The following is a 17,292-nucleotide window of genomic DNA, read 5'->3' as shown; positions in this document are numbered from 1 at the left end:
ACGGCCTACGCGGGGAGACGGTGGACCTGTCGAGGCCGGCGGGCCCGGACCACCACGACGTCGTCCTGCGCACCCTGCCGGAGGTCGCGTCAACCCGCCGTCACCGGCGCGCGGCGGGCAGTCCGCGACCGGTGACGCCGTGGGGACGGGCCGTCGGGGCGGACCTACCCGCCCAGCGCGGTACGCGGGACCATCTCGGGCGACCAGGTGAACTGGTAGCGCGGGCCGGCGACCGACTGGGCGAACGCCTTCGCCGCGGCCGAGGAGCTCACGATGCGCCAGTCCAGCTCCTTGTTCACCTCGAACCAGATGAGGCCGATGATGTCCTTGTGTCCGGGCAGCACACGGAACGCCTCCTTGATCCATTCGGCTTTGCGCTTGTGGCCGTCGGAGGCACCGGTCTCGGTGATGACCATCGGTTTGCTGCTGAACGTGCGGATCTCCTTGATGGTGGGGTTGAAGATCGAGTCGAAGGACCGGTACCTGGAGAACGCGCCCGTGCCGTAGTAGCCGGTAGCGCCCACCCAGTCGACGTAGTCGTCGCCCGGATAGAGGGCGGAGAGCTTCGGCGTCGACCTGCTCCACCGCGCGTTCGGGCTCCAGACCCAGCTGACGTTGGTGGCCCCGGCCGCTTGGAACAGATCATGTACGTGGCGCCACGCCTTGACGTAGTCGCCCTTTCGGTTGCCGTTGACCGACTCGCACCACGGGTACCAGAAGCCGTTCATCTCGTGTGCGAACCGGATCGCCACCGGGTAGCCGAGCGACTTGATCCCTTCGGCCCAGGACCGCAGGTAACTGTCGAAGTCCCCCCGCGCGATCCGGGACAACCGGTAGGCAGGCTGGTTGGAGCGGAGCTTATCGATCTCGCGGGCGGACAACCGCTTCTTGCGGGCCGCTACGTCCAGCCGGTAGTCCCAGGGTTCCCAGCCCAGCATCGGCAGCATGCCCCGGTCCTTGATCCGGTCGAAGGGCGTCCGGTCGAACTGGTCGGCGGCCCACCCGGCGCTGAACAGCATCACCTGCGGCTGGTGCTTGGCGGCCGCCGTGAACGTGTCCAGCGCGGTGAAGTCGTACGGGCCCTGCTGGGTGAAGGCCCCGATGAACGCCTTCCCCACGGGCGGGAAGAGTTGCTGCCCCGGTGGTGCAGACAGGATCGGGTCGGCTGGCGCGAGCCCGTTGGCTTCGGCGGTCACCACCGAGTCCTGTTGTTCGGCCGGTGCAGGGCGGTGGGACGCGGGTTCGTCCCGGAGCCGGGACGTGGTGACCGGCGCGACGGCGAAGGCGTACGCCAGCAGCAGCACGCCGACCGACACCATCGCGACCCGTGGAACAGTAAGCCTTACCAAGACACTCCCCCGTTTCGCCGCCACCCGCGACAGTTGCGGGCGGCGTTCCTTCCTGCCGGCCCGGACCGGCCGGCTCGTCTCCTCGTGCTGCTCACGCCGGCCCGCGGGACGCCTGGTTGTCGGGCGCGGTACGCGGCAACGAGCCCGGCGACCAGGTGAACTGGTAGCGAGGGTCGGCGACCCCCTCGGCGAACGCCTTCGCCACTGCCGGGGAGCTGGCGACCCGCCAGTCCAGCTCCTTGTTCACCTCGAACCAGATCAGGCCGATGATGTCCTGGTATCGGGGCAGCACCTGGAACGCGTCTTTGATCCACTCCGCCTTGCGCCCGGTGGCGTCCGAGGCACCGGTCTCGGTGATGACCAGCGGTTTCCTGCTGAACGTGCGGATCTCGGTGATGGTGGGGCCGAAGATCGCCTCGAAAGAGCGGTAGTCCGTGAAGACCCCCGTGCCGTAGTAGCCCGTGGCGCCCACCCAGTCGATGTAGTCGTCGCCGGGGTAGAACTCGGACATGTTCCCGGTGGACTTGTCCCAGCGGGCATTCGGGCTCCACACCCAGATGACGTTCGTGGCCCCGGCGGCCCGGAACAGATCGTGTACGTGGCGCCACGCCTTGACGTACTCGCCCGGGCGGTTGCCGTTGGTCGCCTCGGACCACGGATACCAGTCACCGTTCATCTCGTGCGCGAACCGGATGGCCACCGGGTAGCCGAGCGACCTGATCCCGTCGGCCCAGGAGCGCAGGTAGGGGTCGAAGTCTCCACCCGTGATGCGGGACAACTGGTAGGCAGGCTGGTTGGAGCGGAGCTTGTCGATCTCGCGGGCGGGCAGATTCTTCTCGCGGGCGGCCTGGTCCACCAGGTAGTCCCAGGGTTCCCAGCCCAGCATCGGCAGCATGCCGCGTTCGCTGATCCGGTCGAAGAGCGTCCGGTCGAACTGGTCGGCCGCCCATCCCGAACTGAACAGCATCACCTGCGGCTCGTGCTTGGCGGCCGCGGCGAACATGTTCGTCGCGGTGAAGTCGTGCGGGCCCTTCTCGGTCATCAGGCCGATGAACGCCTTGCCGGCCGGCGGGAAGAGTTCCGCGGCCGGTCGGGGCGGCGCGGTCGGTGCGGCCGTCGCCAGCGCCTCGCCCGTCCTCACCGCGCCCGGCTCGGCCCGCGCAACCCGGCCGGACGGGCCGGCCTCCCGGCCCCCGGACACGGTGATCGGTGCGATGGCGAACGCGTAGGTCAGCAGCAGCGCGCCGATCAGCACGACCAGGACTCGCGGAACGCTCAACCTCAACATTGCAGAATCCCTTCGGCCGCCACCCGCGACTTCGGCGGGCGTTCCTCGCTGTCGGCGCGAGCGACCAGCTCGGCCGAGTCGTCATCTGCGGGCAGGTACTGGGGCTCGGGCATCTAATCGGCCAGCTTCGTGCGCGGGAGCATGTCCGACGACCAGGTGAACTGGTAGCGAGGATCGGCGACCGCCTTGGCGAATGCCTTTGCCACGACCGGTGAGCTGACGATGCGCCAGTCCACTTCCTTCTGCTTGTCCACCTCGAACCAGATGACGCCGATGATGTCCTGGTAGCGCGCCAGCATCTGGAATGCCTCGGTGATCCACTCGGCCTTGCGCCCGTTGGCGTCGGAGGCGCCGGTCTCGGTGATGACCAGCGGTTTGCTGGTGAAGGCCCGGATCTCCTGGATGGATTGGCTGAAGATCGTGTCGAAGGACCGGTAGTCCGAGGTGAACACCGTGCTGTAGTAGCCCGAGATGCCCACCCAGTCGACGTAGTCATCCCCGGGATAGAACGTGGCAAGTTTCTGCGTCGAGTCGTCCCACCTGTTGTTCGGGCTCCACACCCAGGTGACGTTGGTCGCTCCGGCGGCCCGGAACAGGTCATGGATGTGCCGCCACGCCTTGACGTAGTCACCCGGTTGGTTGCCGTTGACCGACTCGCACCACGGGTACCAGTAGCCGTTCATCTCATGCCCGAACCGGATGGCCACCGGATAGCCGAGGGACTTGATGCCGTCGGCCCAGGACCGCAGGTAGCTGTCGAAGTCCCCACGCGCGATGTGGGACAACCGGTACTGGGGTTGCTCGTTCCGTGCCCTGTCGATCTCCGGGGTCGGGAGCCCCTTCCTGACGGCTGCTTCACCCGACCGGTAGTCCCACGGCTCCCAGCCCAGCATCGGCAGCATGCCCCGATCCTTGATCCGGTCGAACAGCGTCCGGTCGAAGGCGTCGACCGCCCACCCGGAGCTGAAGAGCATGGCCTGCGGCTGGTGTTCCGCCGCCGCGGTGAACATGTTCATCGCGGTGAAGTCGTGCGGGCCCTTCTCGGTCATCACCCCGATGAACGTCTTTCCCGCCGGCGGGAAGAGTTGCTGAGCCGGTCGGCGCGACGCGCCGGGCTGGGCGAGCGCCTCCGCGTCGGCCTTCGCCACCCGGCCGGACCGGGCATCCCCCGGGCCCCGGGAGGCGGTGACGGCCGGCAGGGCGAAGGCGTAGACCACCAGCAGCGCGCCGATCAGCAGCATCACGACCCGCGGCACGGTGAGCCTCGTCATCGCGGGACCCCTTCAGCCGGCACCCGTGACTTCGGCGGGTGCCGTTCCGCGCTGTCGGCGCCGGCGGCGGGCTCGGCCGCGTCGTCGTGCTGCTCCCGGCGGGTCCGGATGTTCGAGACGAGCGCGATCAGCGGTGGAACGAGCCCGGTGAGGAGGGTCAGGACCGGCCACACCCGCAGCATGGTGAAGCCGTGGTCCAGCACGAAACTCGCCCCGAGCAGGCCGGCGGCGAAGGCGGCCCAGCAGAAGTGCAGCCGGAAGGTGCCGAGCGACTCGATGGTGCGCAACTTCCCCTTGGCCGTCACCACGAACCCGAGCTTCCGCCGCAGCAGCGCACCGACCGCGGCGGCCACGTAGACCGGCCCGGCGAACAACGCGAGTGCCATGCCGACCAGCCCGATCTCTTCCCGTTCGTGCGGCGCGATGTTGAAGCGGCGCAGCCAGAGCCACAGCAGGAACCAGGTGCCCATGCTCGAGCCCCACAGCGCCGACCACACGGTGAGATCGAGCTGCGCCGAACTCACCCCGGTGAGCAGGTACAGGGCCGTGGCGAAGTTCCCCAGCAACAGGCTGACCGCCACGCTCGGGTAGTAGAACTGGAGCAGGCGGTACTGCCAGCGCCGTCGCGCGGGCAGCTCGCGCGGCGCGCGCAGCTCGGGGCGTACCAGGATCTCGCAGATGCCGGCCGCCCAGCGCTTCTGCTGGTTGAAGTAGTCCGCCCACGACGTCGGGCCCTCCCCGAGTGCCACCACGTCCGGGGTGTAGACGCCCTTCCACTGGTTGCCCGTTTCGGGGTTGACGGCGGCGTGGATCCGGATGCTGGTCAGGTGGTCCTCGATGATCGAGTCCTGGTAGCCGCCGATGGTCCGCCACGCCGACGGCCGGTAGAGATGGCCGGTGCCGGTGAGCAGCGGCGCGTCCAGGCCGTTTCCGCCGCGGGCGATCAGTCCGTTGTAGAGGTACTGCTGGACCGAGGCGCCGTGGGCCACGAAGTTCTGGTGCATGTTGCCGTAGACCTGCGGCGTGACCACGAAGGCGACGTCCGGGTCGCGGAAGTAGCCGAGGGTCCGTTCCAGGAAGTTCGGCAGCGGCACGTGGTCCGGATCGACGTTCGCGACCACGTCGTACCGGTCCTCGTGTTCGGCCCGCCAGGCGTTGTGATTGCCCGACTTCGTCCGGGCGCGGAACTCGCCGCTCGGCTGGTTGTACTCGGGGCGGCCCTTGCGGCTGAAGTGGTGCACGCCGATCCGGGCGGCCATCTCCCGCACCGCCGGATCGTCCCCCTCGTCGAGGATCCAGACGTCCACCTGGCCGCAGTAGACGATCTGCCGCAGCCGCCGCAGGGTCCGCTCGGCGACGTCGATCGGCTCCTTGCTGGGCACGATCGTGGTGAGCAGCGCCACCCGCAGGCCGACCGGAGGATCGACCGGCACCGGGTCCTTGGCGTGGTACGCGAACACCCAGACGACCACGTTCTGCGCGAGGCGGATCAGCTCGACCCCGACGACCACGCAGAAGCCGAGCCGGGCCGCCGCCGTCTGCCAGCCGCCGAGCCCGAGCACGCCCGAGCCGGGTACGTGCGCGGGCAGCAGCAGCCACCCGACGAGCAACAACCCGGCCGCGCTGTTGACGAGGACGAGAAGGGTCAGCATCAGCCGGGCCGCGGGCGAGGCGACATGGCGGAACTCGACCGGCGCCTGCGGGCCCCGCGGCGCGACCAGCGGTCCGGCGGTCGCACCGCACTTCGCGTACGCGAGGCGGGCCTTGATGTTCAGTTGCCGACGGTCGGGGCGCCGGCCGGCTGGCGGCTGCGCCGAGGTGACCGTCTGACGCCGGCCGGGGGTTCCCTCCCCCGCGGATTCAGACCGGCGCGTATCGACAGCGACGCCCACGTTTCCCCCAAGGGTTCGACTTGCTCGCCACGAACTCGGCACGGGCCGATCGTGAGCGGCTGATACGGATGGACACTGCGGATTGCGCGATGACGATCGACGGGCCCGGCGCTCACCGCCGGCGCGCCACCGGTCAGAGATCGCTCCGCTCGTTCACCAGCAGGGCCAGCGTCAGCCCCGTGAGTCTCCAGACCTGCGCCACCTGATACCTCGTGCGGAGCAGCCGCTCCTTCGCCCCGCCGATGCCCTGCACCGGGTCGGCGCGCTCCCCGAGCCGGATCACCCACACTCGCCGGGTGCCCCGCAGGCATCCGGCCACGTCGGCGCACTCGGCGACCGGCCCTCGGCCGTCGGCGCGCTGCGGGCTGGTGGCGAGGACGTCCCGCGGCCGGCGGCCGGCGGGCAGGTAGTGCGTCACCAGGTCCCGGCCGACCCGTCCGTCGCCCGCGTCCGACGAGCCGTAGACGGCGCCGTCGTTGGGTTGCAGGCGGCGTTCGACGAGCTCCGCGAGCCGGCGGCTGGCCTGCTGGTGTCCGTCCGGTTCCCGCAGGTCGGCCTGGGCCGGGACGCCGATCACCGCGACCGCCGCCAGCACCCCCGCGGCCCAGCCGAGCCGGGCGCGGGACAGCGCGGCCGCGCCGAGCATCGCCCACGCCGGAAGGGTGAAGAGCAGGTACTGCGGCAACCAGACAGGCGTCACCTGGGCGACCAGCAACAGCGCGAGCGGCGGCACCACCGCCCAGGCGGTACACACGGCGGCGGAGTACCGCAGCGGGAGGCTGAACAACGCCAGCGCGAGCAGCACGGCGCCCAGTGCGGCGACGCCGAACAGTTCCCGGGGGGTCGCGGCCAGCGCCGACAGGCTCGGATGCGCGTTCCGCGCGAGCGGTACGCCGTGCGGCGCGGCGAGCCAGAGCAACGCGGCCGCGGGCAGCGCGCCCGCCAGCGCGGCGGCCAGCCACCGGAGCGCCTTGTCGCGCCGGAAGGCGAACACCGCCCAGCCGTGCCCGACCAGCAGCAGGAGCGCGACGACGTTGCCCAGGCCCAGCAGCGCCACGGCACCGGCGTAGCGGGCGAAGCGCCAGAACCACGGCCGGTCGATCGCCGGCACCAGGAGCGACGTGGCGAGCACCGCGGCGAGCAGGGTCAACGCGTACGGCTGGGCCTCCTGCGCGTACCGCGTCGAGGTCGGCAGCAGCGCGAAGAGCACCCCGGCCAGGACCCCGGTGGCCGGCGCGAACATCCGGGCCGCCAGTACGCCGACCAGCGCTGCCGCCGCGGTCATGGCCAGCATGGACGGCGCGCGCAGGGCGAGGTCGGAGCTGCCGAAGACCTCCGCCCACGCGCGCATCAGCAGGTGGTAGGGCGCTTCGGTGGCCTCACTCGAGTGGAGGAGGGACCAGTTGTCCCGCCAGGACGAGTTGGCCCTGGCCCAGGTCGCGAGTTCTTCCGTGCGGAGTCCGGGTGCGCCGGCCCCGACGACGCTCAGCGCGCCCATCAGCAGCGCCGGTACCAGCCAGGCGGCGGTACGCCCCCGCGAGGCGTCGGTCGCCGGGCGACTGGGGGCGGGGACGCCGTGCCCTTCTCCCCAGGGGTCCTCGACGCTGGCCTCGGTCGACCCGAGCCGGGGCAGGACCATGGTGTCCGAGTCCTTCATCGTGTCTCACGCATCTCCGTGGGATTCCGGCGGTCGTGGCCCAGGCCGCCCCGAGGGACGTCAGGCAGGGTGTCCGCGTGGTGCGCGGATGGCGCGGCACGACCCGCGCCGGAGGGGCCTGGGCCGGTGCCGCAACTCGCTTCGGAGCTTATTGAGCAAACCTCAGCAGAGGACGTCGAACGCCCGCAAAAGCGGCGAAAGTGGCAGGTCAGGACAGATGCGGCAAAAGATGCAATGATCGCAGCATCAGGACGGGGCAGCCCACCGCCGGACGGCGGAGCTGCCAAGATCTCCCGGTACGACCGTACGGCTGAGCCAAGATCGACATCGCCGTGTACGGCGCGCCGAACTCAGCCTCGGGGCACTACCGGTCCAGGCTCGCCGGAAGGCCGAACGTGGCGAACAGGCCGGGTGCCTTGACCACGTCTATCGCGCGGAGGAGGCCCGCCTCCGGGCGTAGCACGATCAGCGCGAACGGGCGGAACGTGGCGTCGCCGGCACCGCGGACGTAGGCGGCCACGGCCGGCTGACGGTCGGCGGCCATGGCCAGCATCCGCCACTGACCGGGGGTGTTCATGTCCCGGCGCAGCGCGTCGGCGACGGCGGCCTTGCCGGACCACTCACCGACGTCCGGCTCGATCGTCAACCGGATGTCCTCGCGGAGCAGGTCCACCAGGGCCTGGGGATCGGCCCGTTCGTGCGCGGCGATGTACCGCCGCAGCAGCTCACGCTGCGCCGGATCCGGTGCACCGGTGGGCGACCACTCCAGTCGACCGCCCGGCCACCGGTCCCGGAGCGTCGCCCGAGCGCGCTGCAGGGCACTGTTGACCGCCGGCACGGTCGTGTCGAGCAGGGCGGCTGCCTCACTCGCCGACCAGGACAGCACGTCCCGCAGCACGAGCACGGCCCGCTGGCGGGGCGGCAACAGCTGGATCGCGGCGAGGAACGCCAGACCGAACGTCTCGCGGCCGATGGCCACCGCGTCGGGGCCCGGGTGCTCGTCGAGCAGTTGATCCGGGTACGGCTGCAGCGGCGGGCGGGTACGCCGTAGCGTGTCCAGGCAGGCGTTGGTGGCGATGCGGTACAGCCAGGTTCGGACGCTGGAACGCTCCTCGAACGCGTCCCTGGACCGCCACGCCCGCAGGAAGACCTCCTGTACGTGGTCCTCCGCCGCATCGAACGAGCCGAGCATCCGGTAGCAGTGGACCTGCAGTTCGCGGTGATACCGACGGGTCAGCTCCGCGAAGCTCGTGGCGTCCACAGCACCGTTCATACCCGTACCGACGAGAAAAAGTTGGCCGACTCATCGGACACTTCACGGCCCCACTGCGTCTACCCGGGCATGGCAGTTGTTGAAGCGGACATCTCGATGTCGCTGGACGGGTTCGTCACCGGGCCTGACCTCGACCGGTGGCCAGGGTTCGGCAAGGGTGGCGAACGCTTGCACGCGTGGCTCACACACGACGAAGGGCGGCGGCTGAGCAGGGCGACGTTCGCCGCGTCCGGCGCCGTCGTGACGAGCCGGCGGGTGTACGACGACACCGATGGCTGGGCGGCCGAAGGCGGCTTCTTCCGCATGCCGGTCTTCGTGGTGACCCACCGGCCACACGGCGCCGTACGCAAGGGCGACACCACGTTCACGTTCGTGACCGGCGGAGTGGCCGCCGCGATCGAAGCGGCCAGGGCGGCCGCAGGCGACCAACGGGTCCACATCATGGGCGGCGCGTCGGTCATCCAGCAGGCGCTGCGGACCGGCCTCGTCGATCACCTGCGGCTGCACGTCGTACCGCTCCTGCTGGGGTCCGGCACCGCGCTGTTCGACGGCACCGGTCCGGAACTGGACCACCTGGACACCGTCGACACCCCGGAGGCCACCCACGTGACGTACCGGGTGGGGCGAGTCGAAACCTGACCCGCGACGGCTGCGGCCGGCCGGCGGGCCAGGTCCGGTCGCTCAGTTAGCCCGCCACCGCCTCCAGCGACCAGGCCCGGACGGCCCGACATCCCGCCCATCCAGTCCATCTCGTGCTTCGGCACTACTAACGCAGCACCTCGGCGCGGTCCCGTAGCGGCTCCCACCAGTCCCGGCGCGACCGATACCACTGCACGGTGGCAGCCAGGCCCTGGTCGAACGGGATGCGGGGCGTGAAGCCGAGCTGGGTCCGGATCTTCCTGGTGTCCACGGAGTACCTGCGATCGTGGCCCTTGCGGTCATCGACGTAGCAGATCCGTTCCGGGCCGGCGCCGCACGCGGTCAGCAGCCGTTCGGCCAGTTGCCGGTTCGTCAGTTCCATGCCGCCGCCGATGTTGTAGACCTCGCCCGGCCGCCCTCCGCTGAGGACCGCGGCGACCGCGCGGCAGTGGTCGTCGACGTGCAGCCAGTCCCGGACGTGCTGGCCGTCGCCGTAGAGCGGCACGCTGCCGCCCGCCATCAGCCGGGTGATGAACAGCGGGATGATCTTCTCGGGGAACTGGTAGGGCCCGTAGTTGTTGGAGCACCGGGTGACCAGCGCCGGCACGTTGTGCGTGCGGTGGTAGGAGCGGACCAGGAGCTCCGCAGCGGCCTTGGTGGCGGCGTACGGCGAATTGGGCTCCATCGGGCAGTTCTCGTCCCAGGAACCGTGGGCTATCGACCCGTAGACCTCGTCGGTCGACACATGCACGAACCGGCGCGGCCGGTGCCGTACGGCCGCGTCCAGCAGCACCTGGGTGCCCTGCACGTTGGTGCGTACGAACGCCGCGGCCTGATTGATGGACCGGTCCACGTGCGTTTCGGCGGCGAAGTGCACCACGGCGTCGTGCCCGCTCATCAACTCGTCGACTAGGTCCTCGTCGCAAATGTCGCCGAGGATGAAGCGCAGCCGCGGGTCGTCGCCGACGGGGTCGAGATTGGCCATCACGCCGGAATAAGTGAGTTTGTCGAGCACCGTGACGCGAACGCCGTCCAGCGCCGGATAGGCGCCGCCGAGAATCCGGCGCACGAAATTCGAGCCGATGAAGCCGGCACCACCGGTCACCAGAAGCCTCATCACGCCGGTCCCTTCAGCCGAGCACCGTGGGCGGCGTGGCCAGCCGTGCCGAGTAGGTCGATGGCGACCGGGCTGCAAAGCTCCACGAAAACCTCCGGGAAGAGGAGCCGATGCGATGATTCGGAGCGTACGCCGCGCTCCCGTGCACTCTTTCTTTGGAATTGCCGGAACAGCGGAACAAGTGACGGTAATTCTGCGCCCGCGATTTCGGTGGCGAGCTGGGCGGGGTTGTTCGCCAGTGCGGAGATCCGCGGGCACCGCGCGAGTCGGGCGACAATTGCGCCGACCCGCCCGCGTGGGGTGCCCGCTCAGGCGGCGTCCGCCAGCTCCGCCTCGGGCATGGTCCGCGCATCGACCAGCCGGCCCAGGGCGTGCGTGCGGGCGTCGAGCAACGCGAGCAGGACCGGCGGGTCGAGGGCCCGGGCCGGCCGCAGGACCAGCTCGATGGAGACGAGCGTGTCGGGCCGGATGGTGATCGGCCCGGCGGTCGCGACCGCCACTGGTCGGTCGGCGCGGTCGCGGCCCAGGCGGGCCGGACCTCGATCGACCGAGACCGACTGGGCGAGCAGGTACCAACTGCCCGGCGGGGGGTTGTCGAACACGATCCGGTTGGCGTGCCGCAACACGCCGCAGCGTACCGGATGACCTTCGGGAAGGCGGTCGGCGAACAGGCCGACGAAGATCAGCGCGTTCTCGTCCGGGCAGGCCAATCGCACGTCGCAGGACAGGGCCGCGTTACCGAAGCCGGAGCCGTCGGCGCCGGCCCGGATCTCCGTGGCGTATCCGGAGCGGCGCCGGTAGATGGTGGGCGACATCCCGACGCTGCGGCTGAATCGGGAACTGAACGTGCCGACGCTGTTGTATCCGACGCTGACGCTGATGTCGGCCACCTTCATCCGCGTCGAGACCAGCAGCTCCTTGGCCCGCTGCAGGCGCAGGGCGGAGAGGAACCGACCGGGCGACACGCCCGTGACCCGCTGGAACATGCGGGTGAAATGGAATTTGCTGAACATCGCGGCACGGGCCATGTCATCCACCGTGAGTTGCTCACCCAGGCGTTCCTGCATCGCATTGATGGCTCGTAGAACCGCCGTTTCGGAAGTGTGCTCCATCACGTCTCCCCCTAGCAGGACCTCTCGAAAGGAATACCGCGGACACCCATTATTCGAAGGGTGGTCCCATGAATTGAAAGGCTCGACCGAATCAGATACAGGTCAGCATCATCAATTCCGCGATTTCCGTCGCCAGGCTAACTGGCCGCCCTCGTCCCGGGCAACCCTCGTCCGTGATCGACGCCGCCAACCGCAATCGCGAAGTAAAAATAGATACCGGTGATACTCGATATCGTGCGCACCGTGCGAGAGCTTCCCGCACTCCAGTGAACGGCCGCACCCCACCAGCGGAAACAAGAAACAACCCGAAGGACACGGGCCGGCGCACCTGAGGTGACCGAGCGCCGAACGCCGGCCCGCCGGCGGCGGCCAGGGCGGCTCAGGGACGTCCGTCAACGTCGGTCGTCGATACCGGCGGCCCGGAACTCGGCGGGGCCGGCCGGCGGACGGGTGGCAACAATGACGGCACGGCACAGTCCCTTCGCACGACGCTCACCGGTCGACACCATCGTCCGGGCGGCGTCGCCGGACCACATCTTTCCGCATTGCGCAGCGCCGCGGAATCGGTACCGGTCCCGGTGGGACCGCACGCCTCGCCGTTTACGGTGGACGGTCGCCGGCACCTTGTGGACAGCGGCGACAGGTCGACGGCATCGTCATTCATCGCTGGCCGCCCGGGCGCCGTGCGGCGGCCTCAGCACGGCAAGCCGGGAGATGTCCACTCACCCGGGGGACTGCCACGCTCATCCACATGAGCGAATTCGAGGGCAGGAAGGGACTTGCCACCGACGCCGGCAGCGGCATCGGACTGGCTACCGCGCAGCGCCTGGCCGAGGCCGGCGCACACGTCGTCATCGCGGGTCGCGATGCGGCGCGGCTCGAGCGATCCCGCCGAGGTGCCCGAGGTGGTGCTGTTCCTGCTGTCCGCAGGTCGTCGGACGTTACCGAGCAGGAGCTCGTGGTGGACGGCGGGCTGCTCCGTTCCGTCCCGCTCGCCCCCATGCCCAGTTGAGCACTGCGCGAGGAAGGTCGACCTACGATGGGTGAGAAAGCACGCCGGGCGCTGGTCCTCGGTGGCAGCTACGGCGGATTGTTCGCCGCTCGGGTGTTGTCCGAGCAGTACGACGAGGTCGTGATCGTGGATCGGGACCGGCTGGTGGGCACGATCGGGCCGCGGCGCGGCCGGCCCCAGGGCCGGCACATCAACGCCATGCACGTACGCGGGTTGCAGGTGGCCGAGGAGCTCTTCCCCGGATTCATCCAGGAGCTCGTCGCGGACGGCTGCCCCACCGGCGACTACGCGGGCTCGGTCCGCTGGTTCTTCAACGGCAAGCCGCTACGGCGTGAGGACATCGGCTACACCGCGGTGCCGGCGACCGCTCCGCTGATGGAACGGCACGTCCGGGAGCGGGTCGAGCAGTTGCCGGCCGTCCGGTTCGTCGAGCGGTGCGACATCGTCGACCTCGTGGCGACCGCCGATCGCAGCCGGATCACCGGCGCCCGGGTACGCCATCTGGAAGGCGACGGTGGCGAGGAGGTCATCGAGGCCGACCTGGTGGTCGACGCCACCGGGCGGGGTTCCCGGACCCCCGCGATGCTGGCCAAGTTCGGTTATCCCCGGGTGCCCGAGGACCGCATCAAGATCGACCTCGGCTACGTCACCCAGCACTACGAGCTGGACGACGATCCCTGGGGGGGCGACCTCGCCATCATCCCGGTGGCCTACCCGGATTCCCCGCGGGGCGCGATCTTCACACAGACCGACCACGGCAAGGTGGAGCTGACCGTCTACGGGCTGCTCGGCGACCACCCGCCGACCGATCAGGAGGGCTTCTACGCGTTCGTCAAGTCGTTGTGCGTGCCGGACATCCACGAGGCACTGCGCAGCGCCCGGCCGATCGACGAGCCCGTCCCCTTCCACTACCCGGTCACCCTGCGCCGCCGGTACGAGCGGATGTCCCGCTTCCCGGCGGGTCTCGTGATCACCGGCGACGCGGTCACCAGCTTCAACCCGGTGTACGCCCAGGGCATGACCGTCGCCGCGCTGTCGGCCCTGACGTTGCGCAGGCACCTCCGCCGGGACAGCGCGCCGGATCCGGCGGCGTACTTCCAAGACCTCGCCAGCAGCGTCATCGACGCGGCCTGGGAGATGACGACCACCGTCGACCTCGGCTTCGCCGGCGTGCCGGGCGACCGCTCGATGAAGGTCCGCTTCCTCCAGCGCTTCCTCTCGCTGGTGCAGGCGGCGGCGACCCAGGACCCGAAGGTGACCACCGCGTACATGCGCGCGGCCGGGATGGTGGACCCCCCGCAGGCACTGATGCGGCCGGCGACCCTGCTGCGGGTGCTCGTCGGCGCGCTCAAGCGCTCCACCGGCAGCCAGGCGCGGCAACCCGCGCTCACCCGCCCGGGCTGATCAGCCGGCCCACCGACGCGGGCCCGTCGCCGGTCTCCAGTGGACCGCGCGACGGGCCCGGCGTCTCAGTCGTCCCGCCCCGCCGCGTGACCGGTGTCCGCGGCGTGCCGCAGCAGAGCGTGGTGCTGGTGGGCCATGCGGTGCAGGACCGTGAACGCGACATTGAGGAGCACGGTCTGCGCCACCGCCGCACCCCGGTCGATGACGGCGTCCTTGTGGGCCAGCAGGTCCAGCTCGGCGATGGCCAGTTGCTCCGCGAGGGCCGCCAGGCCGTCGAAGGCGGTCAGCTCGGCGTCGCAGCCGAGCTCGCGGAGCGCGACGATCACCTCGGCGAGCACCTGGGAGCCGGAACGCCCTCGCTGGTGGTCCCAGGAGAGCCCGTCCACGTAGCGCGCCGCCTCATCGGCGTGCTCGTCGGGGGACGGGGCCGTCCCCCGGCTCGCCTGCGGGCAGAGCGCCCGGTTGACGGCGCCGACGACCTCGGTCAGCGGAACGCGCGTGTCGTCCACCGCGGCGAGCAGCTCGCGCACCGACGAAAGCTCCAGCCCGCCGATCCCGGCAAGCGCGCGAATCAGCCGCACGCGGCGAAGATGCTTTTCGCCGTAGACGGCCTGATTTCGTGCGGTGGGAGTGCCCGGCATGAGCAACCGTTCTCGGAGATAAAACTTGATGGTCGGGACCGGCGCACCGCTACGCCGGCTCAGATCCGATATGCGCATCGCTCCCCCAGGACATCATGGCCGTCTATACCTTACCTCGCTGGACGCCCTGGTAAACATGGCGATCGGGGCCGGCTGCCAGGGAGAACCTCGGCTGCCGGCGTCCGGCCAGGTGACGCCTACCATGCCCGACTTACCCGGTCAGATAGTCGCTCCACGGCTGCTCTCGGCCATCCAGACAGCGGCCTGTCCCTGCATTTCCGGTAGGCAATTTCGGCAGACCGCACGCCGCGCCCCGGCCGACGCACGGCGCATTGACCATCGGCCACCCCGTGGTTACCCTCTACGATGCCTGTGGCGCCCGGGACCGCCCAACGCCGACCCGGCCGCCCCGGCGCTCGACCAACTCCGGGGGGAGAATCGTTGCACTCGGGCGTGCAGAGAGCCGTGGAAAAAGTCATCGACCGAATGCTCATGAATCCGTCCGAGGAATTGACCGTCCAAGAAATGGCGCGTATTGCACGATTCAGCAAATTTCACTTCACCCGGGTGTTCCAGCGCGTCACCGGAATATCGCCCGGGCGATTCCTCTCGGCCATCCGGCTCCAAGAGGCGAAACGGCTGCTGACCACCACGAACCTCACGGTCGCCGACATCAGCATCCGCGTCGGCTACAACAGCGTGGGCACCTTCAGCACCCGATTCACCAAGAGTGTCGGGCTCTCCCCGACGACCTACCGCCGGCTCGGCGGCTTCGCCCCGGCGGTCTGCACCCGCCCCCGCCCGGCGCGGGCCAACACCATCACCGGCACGGTCAGCGGGGTACACCGCGGACTGATCTTCATGGGTGTCTTCCCGAACCGGATCCCCGAAGGCCCCCCGATGAACTGCGCCGTCCTCGACGAGCCCGGCACCTTCCACTTCAGCGGCATCCCCGACGGCACCTGGTACATCCTGTGCCAGTCCGTGTCCGGCTCCCCGCTCGACCTGACGCCCGACGACGTGACGGTGGCCACCGCCGGCCCGATCACGGTGTTCGGCAAGCGCGATTTCCATCTCGACGCGCAACTGCTGCCGGTGTCCAAGCTCGACCCGCCGGTCCTGCTCGCGCTGCTCGACAGCCGCAAGGAGTCACTCCGCCGCCGCGAGGCGGCCCTGGCGCACTGATCCGAGGCCCCGGCCAGTCCCCCGACTCCGCGCGGCCCGGCCCGACGTCGCCCCACACCGCCGGCCGGCGCGCCCGCCGTAGCCGGGACGGGTACCCGCCCGGCCGGCGCAGCTCGCGGTCACCCCGACACGCGCGCCCGCTGGAGCACCCGCTCACGCCGGCCGCAGCCCGCCGGCCGACCGCTCGATTGCCCCGGCGTCGGCCCGCCGTTCGGGCGCATGCACAGAGATGATTTCGGCCACAAACTGCGCGCAATATGTGTTCAGCCGGGCGGGGTCCTCGCCCTCTGAATCGATAGGAAAGCAGATGCGCGAAAAGTACGGCCCAAGCCAGCTGCGGGCGCGCCACGACAAGTTCCACGTCACCGAGGCGGCGGCGACTGAAATCTCATCCTTCAAATCCAAGCCGATCAACTTCAAGATCGGCTATTGGGATCCGAGAGTGAACGGAGTTCGGTATCTGAAATCATTGATGTATATTCTCGCCGACGGGCTGAGCGACGAGAACTGGAAGCGGCTGCGGAGCATCCGCAACCGCACCGTGGGGGAGCCGATCACCATCACCTTCGACGGTGAGCCGGTGTGCATGGACTACCTGCAGTCGGTGCTCGAACTGGACTTCATCGCCGGCAATGTCGAGCTCGAAGGCACGCGGGTCCTGGAGATCGGCGCCGGGTACGGGCGTACGTGCCACACCATCCTGTCCAACCACGACGTACGCGAGTACCACATCATCGACCTGCCGAACTCCCTGACCCTGTCCACCCGATACCTGCGCTCCGTGCTCGACGCCGAGCAGTTCGCCAAAGTCCGGTTCACCTCGATCGGTGACGTGGACGAGCAGTACACCGCCACCGATTTCGATCTCACGATCAACATCAGTTCGTTCTCGGAGATGACCGCGGAAACCGTCGACGACTATCTGGCGATGATCGACGCGCGAAGCCGCTACTTCTACATCCGGGACGCGGTCGGCAAGTATCTCGACAGCAGCCTCAACGGCAATTCTGACGGGTACGAGGTCGTCAAGCTGGCACTGAGCACCGGCAAGCTACGCGACGTGATCGACATCCATGACAACCGCGCCGTCGAGGCGCACGTCGGGGCCTTCGTCGAGGCGTACCGCCCCGGACCGCGGTGGACCTGCGTAGCCAACGCGTGGGCCCGGCCATGGGGCCACTACTGGCAGGCCCTCTACGGCAAGGACCAGATCCAGCGCCCGGTCGACGAACAGCTCGGGCTGGGCAGCGAGATCTGTCCCTGATCCCGCGGTCGCCCGTAGCGACGTCGGACCGGGCAGGCACCGGTACGCAGCCGGGCGCGCCCACCACCCGGCGTGGCCCCGCCGGCACGGCCCCGTGGCGGATGACAGCCACGGCGGTCAGGCCGAGACCCGCACGTCACCGGTTCCGGGACGGCGCCGTTCACCTCGGACGGCACCGTTCCGGCCGT

15 protein-coding genes are annotated in these 17,292 nt (G+C 69.7%); 5 read left to right on the top strand and 10 right to left on the bottom strand.

What is annotated here, in order from left to right; all coding sequences use genetic code 11:
• Positions 1-164 precede the first annotated feature (164 nt).
• The 6 genes from A6A27_RS20165 to A6A27_RS20140 form a co-directional block, all read right to left on the bottom strand.
• Positions 165-1,319: a glycoside hydrolase family 26 protein gene (locus A6A27_RS20165; protein ID WP_241825356.1), complete on the bottom strand. Its 1,155-nt coding sequence runs from the start codon at positions 1,317-1,319 to the stop codon at positions 165-167.
• A 121-nt stretch (positions 1,320-1,440) separates the two neighbouring features.
• A complete protein-coding gene (locus tag A6A27_RS20160; protein ID WP_073836171.1) occupies positions 1,441-2,637 on the bottom strand; it encodes a glycoside hydrolase family 26 protein in 1,197 nt (398 codons plus the stop codon).
• A 113-nt stretch (positions 2,638-2,750) separates the two neighbouring features.
• Positions 2,751-3,908 carry a glycoside hydrolase family 26 protein gene (locus tag A6A27_RS20155; protein WP_073836170.1) on the bottom strand — a complete coding sequence of 386 codons (1,158 nt, stop codon included), beginning with the start codon at positions 3,906-3,908 and terminating at the stop codon, positions 2,751-2,753.
• A complete protein-coding gene (locus A6A27_RS20150) occupies positions 3,905-5,800 on the bottom strand; it encodes a glycosyltransferase family 2 protein (RefSeq protein ID WP_083672723.1) in 1,896 nt (631 codons plus the stop codon). Before A6A27_RS20150 ends, A6A27_RS20155 begins: the two co-directional genes overlap by 4 nt.
• Positions 5,801-5,933: 133 nt before the next feature.
• Entirely contained in the window at positions 5,934-7,457 is a 1,524-nt protein-coding gene (locus A6A27_RS20145; protein ID WP_073836169.1) for a glycosyltransferase family 39 protein, read from the bottom strand.
• A gap of 364 nt (positions 7,458-7,821) precedes the next feature.
• Positions 7,822-8,718: a sigma-70 family RNA polymerase sigma factor gene (locus tag A6A27_RS20140; protein WP_241825355.1), complete on the bottom strand. Its 897-nt coding sequence runs from the start codon at positions 8,716-8,718 to the stop codon at positions 7,822-7,824.
• 81 nt (positions 8,719-8,799) lie between these two features.
• Between A6A27_RS20140 and A6A27_RS20135 the strand changes: the two genes are divergently transcribed.
• On the top strand, positions 8,800-9,369 hold the full coding sequence (locus A6A27_RS20135) for a dihydrofolate reductase family protein (RefSeq protein ID WP_073836166.1): 570 nt from the start codon (positions 8,800-8,802) through the stop codon (positions 9,367-9,369).
• 127 nt (positions 9,370-9,496) lie between these two features.
• Here the strand turns inward: A6A27_RS20135 and rfbB are convergent, their stop codons facing one another.
• On the bottom strand, positions 9,497-10,486 hold the full coding sequence (gene rfbB, locus A6A27_RS20130) for a dTDP-glucose 4,6-dehydratase (protein ID WP_073836165.1): 990 nt from the start codon (positions 10,484-10,486) through the stop codon (positions 9,497-9,499).
• Between the two features lie 308 nt (positions 10,487-10,794).
• On the bottom strand, positions 10,795-11,598 hold the full coding sequence (locus A6A27_RS20125) for a helix-turn-helix domain-containing protein (RefSeq protein ID WP_073836164.1): 804 nt from the start codon (positions 11,596-11,598) through the stop codon (positions 10,795-10,797).
• 751 nt (positions 11,599-12,349) lie between these two features.
• Between A6A27_RS20125 and A6A27_RS20120 the strand changes: the two genes are divergently transcribed.
• Positions 12,350-12,610 carry an SDR family NAD(P)-dependent oxidoreductase gene (locus A6A27_RS20120; RefSeq protein ID WP_073836163.1) on the top strand — a complete coding sequence of 87 codons (261 nt, stop codon included), beginning with the start codon at positions 12,350-12,352 and terminating at the stop codon, positions 12,608-12,610.
• Positions 12,611-12,637: 27 nt separating this feature from the next.
• Positions 12,638-14,014, top strand: coding sequence for an FAD-dependent oxidoreductase (locus tag A6A27_RS20115; RefSeq protein ID WP_073836162.1), 1,377 nt, complete (start codon positions 12,638-12,640; stop codon positions 14,012-14,014).
• A 65-nt stretch (positions 14,015-14,079) separates the two neighbouring features.
• Here the strand turns inward: A6A27_RS20115 and A6A27_RS20110 are convergent, their stop codons facing one another.
• A complete protein-coding gene (locus tag A6A27_RS20110; protein ID WP_073836161.1) occupies positions 14,080-14,733 on the bottom strand; it encodes a MerR family transcriptional regulator in 654 nt (217 codons plus the stop codon).
• A gap of 447 nt (positions 14,734-15,180) precedes the next feature.
• Here A6A27_RS20110 and A6A27_RS20105 point away from each other — a divergent pair, with 447 nt between their 5' ends.
• Positions 15,181-15,840, top strand: coding sequence for a helix-turn-helix transcriptional regulator (locus A6A27_RS20105; RefSeq protein ID WP_241825354.1), 660 nt, complete (start codon positions 15,181-15,183; stop codon positions 15,838-15,840).
• Between the two features lie 153 nt (positions 15,841-15,993).
• On the opposite strand, the gene A6A27_RS45080 is transcribed toward A6A27_RS20105, so the two are convergent.
• Complete coding sequence (locus tag A6A27_RS45080; protein ID WP_198940382.1) at positions 15,994-16,260, bottom strand: hypothetical protein; 267 nt, start codon at positions 16,258-16,260, stop codon at positions 15,994-15,996.
• Between A6A27_RS45080 and A6A27_RS20100 the strand changes: the two genes are divergently transcribed.
• The gene (locus A6A27_RS20100; RefSeq protein ID WP_073836159.1) at positions 16,148-17,104 is read left to right on the top strand and encodes a putative sugar O-methyltransferase; all 957 of its coding nucleotides are present in this window, start codon (positions 16,148-16,150) and stop codon (positions 17,102-17,104) included. The genes A6A27_RS45080 and A6A27_RS20100 overlap by 113 nt on opposite strands.
• Positions 17,105-17,292: the final 188 nt, after the last annotated feature.

The organism is Micromonospora sp. CB01531, assembly GCF_001905095.1.
GTDB lineage: Bacteria > Actinomycetota > Actinomycetes > Mycobacteriales > Micromonosporaceae > Micromonospora.
This window is presented reverse-complemented; position numbering and strand designations above follow the sequence as displayed.